An 11,024-nucleotide genomic window follows, 5' to 3' on the forward strand; every position below is an offset into this window, starting at 1 on the left:
CCGCTACTAAAAAACTGATTGTGGTCAATTCCCCTGACCAGAGGAAACTCAATCCCGTGCGTGAGGCCACTCGTGGTGAGGTAGCTGCGATGGTTTATCAGGCTTTGCTGGATCAGGGCACACTAACTGCTGCTGTGAATAGTGAGTACATTGTGGTTGGTTGATTTATGGTTTGGATCTAACCAGAGTTAGATCGACTAAATCTTTCTAAAAACATCGGTAGCCTGCTGAGTGCAGGCTTTTTTTTTATAGCGCCATAATTGTCAGTGATTGACCTACGGTCACGCTACGCGATGGTCCAATGGAGCCGCTACGCGATCGCTTACAGCATGGATACATTAATTCCTGGTCTCTACCTTTGGCTTGGACCATTATCTTTTCGCATTGGTGGGGTTGCTCCAGAAGAAAACTATCCAGCCACTATCCATGGCTTTGGTGGGTTAGCACTGGTACTACCGGGATATCGCATCTACAGCACATACCAAGGTAGCTATGACCCTCTTTTGTCAAACTGGGAGAAAGCAATCTCTGAAAGCGTTATGGGGCTTTAGTTACCATATTTTAGATCCAATTTTGAGTTTGTGGAACAAAACTATAGTAGTTAGTGTCTAGGTTAAGTAGCGTCCAAAATACTGGCTACTGACTACTTTTTAGTATTGTAATTAGTTTAATTGTAAACCGCTATAAATCGTCAAGCTTCGATTAAATAAAAGCTTGGCAAGGAATATTTATGGGTATAATTACACCCCCCTAGCCCCCAATTTTGGATGATTTAGGGGGCTTTTACAAAATCCAAGGATCTAAATTCATACTTCACTTCAGCAAAGCCATTTTTTTTTATATAATCGTCCTGATATTGTTTGCATTCCAATGTATAAATGGTTAGTAACTCCTTAGTTACACTAACCATTTATACATTGGAAAGTGACAGATGCCGAAGAAACCCGATGCAGTTGATACAGAAATAAACAGACTAGACGATATCTCTACAACTTTAACGAAAATTGAAGGTAATCTCAGAAAATCCAATGCTAATCCAATGGCAATCGATCTAATCATAAATTCCAAAAAATTTCTCAAAAAGGCCATATCTGATCTTAAAACATATCGCGAGATAGTAGCTGATAACTATAATGGCCCATCAAAGCCCCCAAAAAAATATAAGTAGGTGGGCATAAATAAACGTTAAAACTCGGTATCCGAGAATGAAGCTGGAAGCTTGTATTCAAGAGGTTTTCACGATTTGGAATCTCAATCGCTATTTTACGGATAATGGCTCTCCTATGATTGCTATTATAAATTAGTATCAAATAATCGCTATAGCCCTTACTTAGTAAGGTTTTGATTAAACTAAAAATGCAATTTTAATCAAAATGTATTTTTAGTTTATTAAATCCCTTGCTATTTAAGGGATTAAGCTCATTTACTATAATCAGTCTAGGAGAACTCGGATAATTCAACCCATCTACTTAAATCCTAGGATTTTGCCGATAACATAGCTACTAAATCCAAGTTGCTAAATTCAAGAGGAAAAAGAGGATTCTCCTGTTTAGAGAATCCTCTTTTTTTTAATTAAGCACCTAAAAATAATTAATTACCTACTACAAACATCTGTAACCCTTACATTGTAATGCTTTGAGTTTCGGAAAATGTCTAATTAATTTTGTGCGCCTGCTTAATTCTAAAAATTTATAAATTTACTCAGCTATTACAGCGGTTTGCAATTCAGTTAGGTACAAAGTTTCTAGGTTTTTAGGGAGCAGGGACTGAGGCCGTGGGCCACGCTACGCGAACGGAGCAGTGAGCAGGAAAGAGGGAAAACAATCCTGTGTACCTGATAGTTATGCAAACCGCCGTAAATCAATTAGAGGTCAGAGACCCTCAGACCCTCAGATCCTCAATTAAGAAATCAATATATTTCCTAACCTCTTCACCCTCCAAATCATTCTTGCAGTACTCAGACAGTTTCCTATCTCTTATATATTCTAGAGCGGCAACATAAGGTTGTACTTGTTCAAGTATAAAGCTATCTTTTAACTTGTAAGGATTTATACTTGTGCCATGCTGCAAAGTATAAATAATAAACTTAATACATTCATTGATATTTTTATTAACACCATCTTTGACTTCTTTTTTTTCTTTTCTAGAAAGCTCTGAAAAATTATTGTAGTTATCCAAAACAATTTGTGCGGCCTCTCTAACTATATCGGATTTATTTAACCGTAACCGTTTCTTAAGCCACTTTTTCTTAAGCCACTTCACAGCCTGATCACGGGCTTCAGTCCTTTTATCAAAGGTAGCAAGGTTGTCTACTTGTCTCCGCAATTCTTCAAGTAAACCCTCAACTTCAGGAGTCGGTTGTGTTTGGCTTAACAATGTTTGTAAGTTTTCAACGAGGTAAGCTACTGTTGGATATTTTGCTTTCTTTTCAAGAGAATCCTTGCGCTTAATCTGCATCAATTGTCCTATAATAACTCGGGTATAAAGCCAAGGCACTATCCCTGCAACAGCAAATATACCCAACAGTACGGCCAGTTTATCTTTTGTTTCCCTAATGTCACAAACAGTAGATTGAATAAACCAAATACTAGAAAATAAAACAATAATATATGCAATGATAGCCCCTATTTGAATAGCAGGTATCTCTTCTGGAGTGACTTGCCTTGTCATTGTTAATGATTTTGAAAGAACCTATCAGATCTAATTTTGATAATCAATTACTTAATTAGCTGATTCCATAAATAATTATGCTCTAATTATCCCTATCCCCTTTTCCTAGGAATCGAGAAACTTTACACTGATTTTCTATTCGTTTTATCAGTGACCTCAGCCCTATCGCTCTCAAGTTCCCAGAGTAATTTTACTTTTCTGAGCGCCTTTATTAGAGCTGTTTTAAAACAAATAAACAAATAAGTAGACCATAGTAAACAAACTGTTGGTTACAGCAACAGCTCGTTTTCAGCTTACCCCCTAATCAGCTATGGGGCGATTAAGGGTGAAAACCGCTCTAACTTTTCTTATCAAACTATAGCTGTAACCCTCCTTCAGTCCTGGACTGGTCTCCCAAAACGAATTTAGCAAATGTTATGAGGGGTGACAACCCGTAAAAGCTAACGAAAACTCAATTAACAACCAATTGAGCAATGCGCTTGAGGATCCTAAGCACATTATACCAGTCATTGCCACGATAGAGGGTAAACTCATCGGAAAGAGCATACATCGGTATACCAGATTTTGTTAGTTTCAAAAACCGGAAATTAGTGCCATTAGTCACCAAGCCAAAACTAGGGCGCAACTGATTAGGATTAGCCATCATGTAGGTCAATGCCTGAGGAATTGCTGACTTGAGAGAGAATCCAGCTTGTTTCGACTCAATCACTAATACCCAAAACTGGTCTTGTAGCACCAACACATCAATACGCCCCCGCAGGATTTCGTGCTCCTCAACAGCGGCAATCTCTATTGCGGCCTCTGTCTTGAGGTGAAAGGGAGAACCATAAAAGCCCGCTAGTCCTAACAAGGGAGACAACACTACCATTTTGACAATGTCTTCCACCATCGGATACTGTTCCAGGTATAGCATGTGAGCCTTAATTTGCTCTAAGGACTGCTGTTCAGTGTCGGTAAGTTCTGGTAACTCCTCCTGCCACTCTCGGAAAAATTGGTCATCTTCTGCTGGGCTGAGGTTAAATTTAACCTTCACATCATGCAAGCTAAGTTCTGTTATTGGTATCGTCTTCACCATCAATCAGGATTGAGCCAAGGTATGTCTTAACTTCTCGGGAAACCTATGATCGCCGACCGCGAAAGCTAGTTAGGGCTTACCACTAGTTTGTCAGTTAGACTTCCCATAGCTCCAGGCTCGACCTACTAATGCGATCGCTAAAATCACAGTTGGAGCCAGGATCCCAATCAACCCATTAACAGATGTAGCGGCAATGGGTACACTGGGAGCAACATATTTAATAATAACAGAAATTATCGTGGAGAGGATGACGAGTTTGATAATGAAGCTGAGCTGATTATCCATGTTGCCATTGCCCTATTGCTATTACTATATTTTCATTGGTGAATAACAACTAAGAAATGTCATGATAAGAGGGAAAACCACCAAATCATGGGGTTTGAGCGATTATCAAGGCAAGCTACGGATGAAACAGCATGTGAAAAAGACAAATTCTACCGAAAATCAAGATATTCAGCGCTTACAGCTATTTATTTACCTTGTCCCCATCTTTGGCTTGTTTCCAGCACTGTGGACATTGTACCACTCTCAGGGAACCAGAGAGGAAAAAACGGTGAGTCGCTTGTCGGTCACCTTGGCCTTTGGTTGGTTGCTAGGGTACAGTTTATTATCAGCAGGAGCACAATTGTCGGAATTTTGGACATTACGCTTGCTGTTTCTCAATGCTATGCTGACATCTGGCTATTTTCTGGTCAGTTTCGCTGTGATGGTGCGCTTATGGCAGCGCCAGTCACCACGCTTGCCTGGGATTAGCCGGATCTCTGAAGGAATCCTGGGCAAGTATTTGTCCTAGTTTAGGGGTTTACTAAAAGAAATAATGTACTCTAATGATGGTTTTGACTGACGGATTGGGCAAGGTTGATCGAAAATTTACCTGATCAGGCAGCAACCTGTTATAAAACCTGCTATAGAGTATTAATACTAAACCTTAAGATGGAAGATCCAGGTCAACCATGTGAAACCGGTCAGGAGTGAATAGTCTTCTTCTGTCAATACCATCCCTATTGCCTGTGTGTGAGGAAGCCCAGTGCCAGTTCAAAGAACTTATCGAAAACGCCGTGTAGTGAGAAGACCTACTCGCCCCGTTCGCAGAAAAAAGGTAAAAGTCAAGCGAGGGAATTGGCTCTGGCTTTGGCTAGGTTTTACCGCAGTGGCCATGTCATCTGCGGCAGCAGGTGCAATACTAGCTGTATCCCTGGCAAGTACCCCTTTGCTGCAAAGTGAACTGACTCCGGACGAGAAATCTGTATTTAACCAAGAGGAAACCATCTCCAGCAACACCATGCACTTGCCGGAGTTGACTCGACCAGTTAATATCTTATTTCTTGGTATCAAAGTCCTAACCTCTGATCTAGATAAACCCCCAGAAGTAGACCTGGGATACCACGCTCTGGTCAATTCCTTAGAGGGTTTGTCAGATACCATGCTCCTGCTACGGTTTGACCCAGACGGGGAAAAAGTCAAAGTTCTTTCCATGCCTCGTGATACTCAAACTCGTATTGAGAAACATGGTAAAATTAAGCTCAATGCTGCAAATTATTTTGGCGGGCCTGCACTCACAGCGAAGGCGGTCAGTGATCTTCTTGATGATGTGCCCATTGACCGTTATATCCGAGTAAACGTTCAGGGTGTGGAAAAAATGGTGGATGCCTTGGGAGGAGTTACGGTCTATATTCCCAAGGACATGAAGTACACCGACCACTCTCAACACCTTTATATCAACCTCAAAAAAGGTAGACAGCACCTGGATGGTAATAAAGCGATGCAGTTCCTGCGCTTTCGCTATGACAAGTATGGGGATATTGGTCGAGTTCAGCGGCAACAAATGCTGATGAGGGCTTTGGTAGAACAGGCACTAAAACCTAGCACTATAGCACGAATCCCACAAATCCTCTCAGTTATTCAGTCCCACATTGACACCAACTTAAGTGTAGAAGAGCTAGTGGCATTAGCGGGTTTTGCCACCAAGACTAAACGAGCCAATGTCCAAATGCTAATGCTGCCTGGTCGATTTAGTAACGATGGCAAGAAACAAGCCAGTTACTGGTTGCCAAACCACCGCCGCATCCAGGAGATGGTGGCTCAGCACTTTGGTCAAGGCTATACCTACTACTCCAATGCCAACTCCACATCCCTGCGGATTGCGATTCAATACACTACAGATTCTTCTCAAGTCGCTAAGGCTATGCTCCGCAACCTCAACCGAGGTGGCTACCAGAATGTTCGTATTGATCAGAAATTGTCTAGGGAACCATTGCGCACCACTCGCATTATTGCCCAACAGGGAGACGATGAAAGTGCTGGCACTATCCGTAACTATTTGGGATTTGGGGAAGTGCGGGTAGAAAGCACTGGCGCTCTTTCCTCAGATATTACTATTCAGTTGGGTCAAGACTGGCTACAGAAACTGGATTCTCAAGAAAAAGATAGGTTTTCCAGCTTCTAGCAAGGCTAATTATAGGGCTAGTGGACAGTTAATCCTACTTATAATAACTCGACAAAAGCCTTAACTTGCAAATCAATGCCAGTAATGGCAGTGCCGACAACAACCGCATAGGCTCCCAATTCTAGAGCAGTTTGAGCCATCTTGGGGGTGGCAATACCTCCTTCGCAAATGGCTGGGATATCTAAATGCTTCACCAACTGGCTGAGTAGGCCAAAGCCGGGAGGAGAGAGATGGCTGGTTTGAGCAGTGTAACCATAGAGGGTGGTACCAACTAAATCCACACCGGCGGCTTGTGCTGCGATCGCACTCTCAAGGGTATCCACATCTGCCATCACCGGTTTACCCAGTGTATCGTGAATCTGCTTAATTAAATCTTGAACTGTTTCCCCTCCAGGACGTTCCCGTAATGTGGCATCAATGGCAATAATATCAGCACCAGCGGATGCGATCGCTTTAGCATGGTGAAACTGGGGAGTAATATAAACCTCAGACTCCGGTAACTGTTGCTTCCACAAGCCAATAATTGGAGCAGTGGGACATTGACTACGGACAGCTGCCACATGGTCAGGTGTATCAATACGCACACCCGATGCCCCCTGATTTATCGAAGCTTGTGCCATAGCGGCAATCACTAGGGGGTGGTGCAGGGGTGAGTCACGGGGTGCCTGACAAGAAACAATTAGACTATGACGAATTGAATTGAGATAATTAGCTGCCATGTTGTTGGTGGTTACAGTAAGTGATGATCGATATATAGAGGTTTCACAGCATTTATAAAATAGGTAAGCTACAGAAGTTTTGGATTTTAGGGAATCGGGAATCGGGAATCGGGAATCGGGAATCGGGAATCGGGAATCGGGAATCGGGAATCGGGGAAAAATTATGTGTAGCTCATAAATCTAATAACCGTTATATAGTAATTGGTTTAAGCACTGGGTTTATTATATTATAATATCTCCAGATAATTACCCTTAATAAAAATCTTACCATCTCCCTATCTCCCTATCTCCCCATCTCTCCATCTCTCAGAGCCACGGACTCTTACGGAGATCGCCTTGGTAGTTGTATGTGTTGTGTTTTGACTTTATCGCTTTTTTTGATCAGGTCGTTTTCAGGTAGAGTCTCATGTCATAGAGTATCATTTTCTAATAAGTTTTATTAGTTAAATTTACAGTTATAGCTAATTAATTAAGCTTTATTTACCAAGCATTTTACCAGTTTTTCGTTGGGAAACTGACGAGATTATTCAGCCAAAAGAGGTAGAGTTGCTTTACTAATCAATGGCTACTTTAACTTTTATGATTTTGTCAACCCCTCTACCTGAATCCTTACACTATATTTATCTACAATCAAGATTTATTGGCTTGGCAAGATATTGATTTATTGTGCTTCTCTATCCAGATAATCTTTAATTAAAGAATTAAAGATTCTGTAAAACTATATTTTTTTTGCGGTAGATATCCGAAATCCAGCTATCTTAAAATTAGCAACTAGCAGTAATTTTTAATCTTGACTATGGGGTAAATACGGAATAAATTATGTAGCCAAAAGAAATACGTCATCACTCGTATAGCCCGTTTGAAAAATTATTTACTGGCGATAAATGAAGGACTTACGTGAAGACTTACTTTAGACGAAAACCTGTGAATATTGGGGATAACTAAAGTAAATTACCGGCCTTTACCAAACCATGTAGCTACTTTCCAAACACCTTCTTAGAACAGATAAAGTATTTTACTGCATCTACCACATTAGCGGTTGGGATGCAATCTTAACCTAAGTACTAACCTTATGAAAAATCATTTATCTAACTTGGAAGTGGTTAGAAACTTCAAGCCTCGTAAGCTTGGTTTAGCAATAACCACTTTCGCTGCCCTAGGATTTTCCATGTCTGTGCCTGCTGCTGCAGGAGAATTTCGTACCATTAACGGATTTGGTAACAACCTAAATGATCCCACATTGGGTCAAGCGGAAACAGAACTGCTTCGGCTCCTGACTCCTGCTTACGAGGATGGCTTCAACGCACCAAGAATAACCGGTAGCACCGGCAATCTTCTGCCTAACCCCCGTGACATTAGCAATACGATTGTGCCCCAGAAGGAATTAGTACCTAATTTCCTGAACGCCAGTGACTGGATCTGGCAGTGGGGGCAGTTCATAGATCACGACTTGGATTTGAATGAGGGAGGCTTAGATCGCTCACCAGAAGATTTCACCCCCATCCCAATTAACCCTATTGACATTGCTACTGGTCTTCCGGATCCACTCGCGCCATTGATACCCTTGATCAGGGTTCCTGCAGCTCCAGGCACTGGCACTGGACCTGGCAATCCGCGCCAGCAGATCAACCAGCTAACTTCTTTTATTGATGGTTCACAGGTCTACGGATCTGATTCAGTGCGGGCGGAATTTTTGCGTACTAATGACGGTAGTGGAAAGCTCAAGAGCCAGAGTATCAATGGCCAAGAGCTACTGCCTTTCAACACTGGCGGATTTCCTAATGCCAACACTACCCCTCCTATATCAGGAGAAGAGTTGTTCATCGCTGGCGATGTTCGTGCCAACGAACAAATTGGTTTAACCGCAGCTCACACTTTGTTCGTACGGGAGCACAATCGTCTGGCTGAAGAACTTGCTGAAAAAATTGACGCTGGCGACCCGGTCATTTTGGAGAAGTTACATCAGTCAGGACTTGATCAAGGCGACTTTATCTACGAATCAGTCCGTAAGGTCGTTGGTGCTCAGATTCAGGTAATCACATACAATGAATTCCTACCGCTGCTCATGGGGGATAGCCTTTTGGAGGATTACTCTGGCTACGATCCCACAGTTGACCCACGTATCAGTGTGGAATTTGCCAATGCTAACTTCCGCGTTGGCCACACTCTTCTCTCCCCAGAGCTTCAGCGCATTAACAATAACGGCACTTCCCTCGGAAGTATCTCCCTTGCCGATGCCTTCTTCAATCCCCAAGAAGTGATTGATAATGGCGTCGATTCACTGTTTTTAGGTTTAGCTTCCCAGGTGGCTCAAGAGGTTGACAATCAGATAGTGGACGAGGTGCGGAACTTCCTTGCCCCGATTGCCACCGGTGGCTTTGACCTTGCTTCAATCAATATTGCGCGGGCAAGGGAAGTTGGCCTTCCCGGCTACAATCAGGCTCGTGTGGAACTCGGTCTGGATCCGGTCACTGCCTTCTTGACCACCGATACCGAACTTGGCATTACTTCTAACCCAGAAGTAGCAGCTCTATTTGAACAAATCTACCAGTCTGTAGAGGATGTGGATTTCTGGATTGGAGGAATATCTGAGGAATCCTTCAACGGTGGCTTGGTCGGTGAACTATTCAATACGGTCATCTCAGACCAGTTCAGGCGGGCAAGGGATGGTGACCGGTTCTTTTTCCTCAACGATCTTGAGCATCTGCTGGCCTTGGCTCCAGATCTAGAAAGCACTCGCCTCTCGGACATTATTCGCCGAAACTCAACGATTACCAACATCCAGGCTAATGCTTTCGTTGTCCCAGAAGACGTGCCCGAACCTAGCACGATCATTGGCTTAGTTACACTCCTAGGTTTAGCAGCTATAGGGCAGCGCTCAGGAAATAGGAAATAGGGAATAGGGAATAGGAAAACAGAGGGGTCTGATCAGGGTAGGTTTTTAACAAAAAGGTGAGTGTGGGGTCTAGGGGGTGGGGAGTGGGGAAAATAGAAGGGAATTCCGAGTTACCCGAGCAAAAACGTTCCTTCCGCAACCTGATTAAACCGTGCCTTCTTGATGCAAAGCGCGAGTGGGGAAAACCCCCGTCAGGCCACTGGATCGCTACCAACGTTTCAAGCTCCTGATGTTTACCAACACCCTATACCCCACACCCCACACTCAGTAAGGCGCTCAATGCTATTTGTCACCCCGTCATCTCCCTATCCCCCCACAGGGCAAACGCATCTTATTTTTGTACATGCTGGCGGGGCAAGGATTTCAGATATCGAGTGCTGTTTTTAATCAGTTGGTAAAATCCTTACTGGATAAGGGTTTTGGAATTTAGATGGGTTTGCCCTGTATCCCCCCAGGGTAAGCTCATCTAATTTGGTATAAAATGTACTTGACACAAACTATAGTGTATTTTATAATAATCCATCGAAGTCAATCAAGGGGGGTAAAATTCAAGCTACAATCCTTACCGGGTAATAGTTCCAGCCTATCAGTTACAAAAAGATAGATGGTGTTTTGAGCACGACCATAGAGGTAGTTATAAGGGTTTGAGCTTCCATAACATCATTCGTAGGGTCAACTTGGAAGTTGATCTTCCCTGAGATAATTGGCATCAAAGCCTTAAACTATCTTTAATATAGCGCATAGTCTGCCATCTTTGGAATAAAACGACTCGTGAAGTTCAATTTTATCTAACTTCTATGTTAGGGGATTAGTAAGTTCTTTGTTGTGCTATTCGTCAACATTGGGGTATTGAGGATCAACTCCATTGGAGTTTAGATACTATTTGGAATGAAGATCAATGTCAGATCCTTTCCTTTCATAGTCCTCGGAATTTTGCTCTACAAGGAGCGGGCGGATAGCACTTAATGCTCTTAATCAGGAGAAAACCTTCAATAGCAGTCAACACCTTAAAAGCAAACAGGCTCTTATGAGCAATGATTATATCATGACTGTTATCAGTGTTAACTTATAAGATTTTGAAACAGCCCTGTTTAGTAAGCTATGCTTTATAAACATATTTCTTTACAAAAAACTTGACAAATTTTAGGAATTATGAATAGGAAATAAATAGGGCTGGCTGCATGAAGGCAGAAGGCATACCCGACAAGGCTTTCAAGC

The 11,024-nt window shown here is 42.5% G+C and carries 9 protein-coding genes; 5 read left to right on the forward strand and 4 right to left on the reverse strand.

Features of this window, described 5'->3' with window-relative positions; all coding sequences use genetic code 11:
* Positions 1-266: 266 nt before the first annotated feature.
* Positions 267-551, forward strand: a complete 285-nt coding sequence (locus F6K49_RS29420) for a hypothetical protein (RefSeq protein WP_293102325.1) — start codon at positions 267-269, stop codon at positions 549-551.
* Positions 552-931: 380 nt separating this feature from the next.
* A complete protein-coding gene (locus F6K49_RS29425) occupies positions 932-1,168 on the forward strand; it encodes a hypothetical protein (RefSeq protein WP_293102328.1) in 237 nt (78 codons plus the stop codon).
* A gap of 713 nt (positions 1,169-1,881) precedes the next feature.
* Here F6K49_RS29425 and F6K49_RS29430 read toward each other — a convergent pair.
* The 3 genes from F6K49_RS29430 to F6K49_RS29440 all read right to left on the reverse strand — a co-directional run bounded on the left by F6K49_RS29430 (position 1,882) and on the right by F6K49_RS29440 (position 4,030).
* A complete protein-coding gene (locus F6K49_RS29430; protein ID WP_293102331.1) occupies positions 1,882-2,670 on the reverse strand; it encodes a hypothetical protein in 789 nt (262 codons plus the stop codon).
* 451 nt (positions 2,671-3,121) lie between these two features.
* The gene (locus tag F6K49_RS29435) at positions 3,122-3,703 is read right to left on the reverse strand and encodes a type I restriction enzyme HsdR N-terminal domain-containing protein (RefSeq protein WP_366514247.1); all 582 of its coding nucleotides are present in this window, start codon (positions 3,701-3,703) and stop codon (positions 3,122-3,124) included.
* A 132-nt stretch (positions 3,704-3,835) separates the two neighbouring features.
* Entirely contained in the window at positions 3,836-4,030 is a 195-nt protein-coding gene (locus F6K49_RS29440; protein ID WP_293054223.1) for a hypothetical protein, read from the reverse strand.
* Positions 4,031-4,091: 61 nt separating this feature from the next.
* On the opposite strand from F6K49_RS29440, the gene F6K49_RS29445 reads away from it, so the two are divergent.
* On the forward strand, positions 4,092-4,538 hold the full coding sequence (locus F6K49_RS29445; RefSeq protein WP_366514246.1) for a hypothetical protein: 447 nt from the start codon (positions 4,092-4,094) through the stop codon (positions 4,536-4,538).
* A 234-nt stretch (positions 4,539-4,772) separates the two neighbouring features.
* Entirely contained in the window at positions 4,773-6,191 is a 1,419-nt protein-coding gene (locus tag F6K49_RS29450; protein WP_293102337.1) for an LCP family protein, read from the forward strand.
* A gap of 38 nt (positions 6,192-6,229) precedes the next feature.
* On the opposite strand, the gene F6K49_RS29455 is transcribed toward F6K49_RS29450, so the two are convergent.
* The gene (locus tag F6K49_RS29455; protein ID WP_293024966.1) at positions 6,230-6,910 is read right to left on the reverse strand and encodes an N-acetylmannosamine-6-phosphate 2-epimerase; all 681 of its coding nucleotides are present in this window, start codon (positions 6,908-6,910) and stop codon (positions 6,230-6,232) included.
* 1,072 nt (positions 6,911-7,982) lie between these two features.
* Between F6K49_RS29455 and F6K49_RS29460 the strand changes: the two genes are divergently transcribed.
* On the forward strand, positions 7,983-9,806 hold the full coding sequence (locus tag F6K49_RS29460) for a peroxidase family protein (RefSeq protein ID WP_293102342.1): 1,824 nt from the start codon (positions 7,983-7,985) through the stop codon (positions 9,804-9,806).
* Positions 9,807-11,024: the final 1,218 nt, after the last annotated feature.

It is taken from the genome of Moorena sp. SIO3I6 (assembly GCF_010672095.1).

Bases quoted from the DNA above. Each gene is read 5' to 3' on its own strand.
- F6K49_RS29425 (WP_293102328.1), top strand. From the start codon at position 932: ATGCCGAAGAAACCCGATGCAGTTGATACAGAAATAAACAGACTAGAC.
- F6K49_RS29430 (WP_293102331.1), bottom strand. From the start codon at position 2,670: ATGACAAGGCAAGTCACTCCAGAAGAGATACCTGCTATTCAAATAGGG.
- F6K49_RS29440 (WP_293054223.1), bottom strand. From the start codon at position 4,030: ATGGATAATCAGCTCAGCTTCATTATCAAACTCGTCATCCTCTCCACG.
- F6K49_RS29445 (WP_366514246.1), top strand. From the start codon at position 4,092: ATGATAAGAGGGAAAACCACCAAATCATGGGGTTTGAGCGATTATCAA.
- F6K49_RS29455 (WP_293024966.1), bottom strand. From the start codon at position 6,910: ATGGCAGCTAATTATCTCAATTCAATTCGTCATAGTCTAATTGTTTCT.
- F6K49_RS29460 (WP_293102342.1), top strand. From the start codon at position 7,983: ATGAAAAATCATTTATCTAACTTGGAAGTGGTTAGAAACTTCAAGCCT.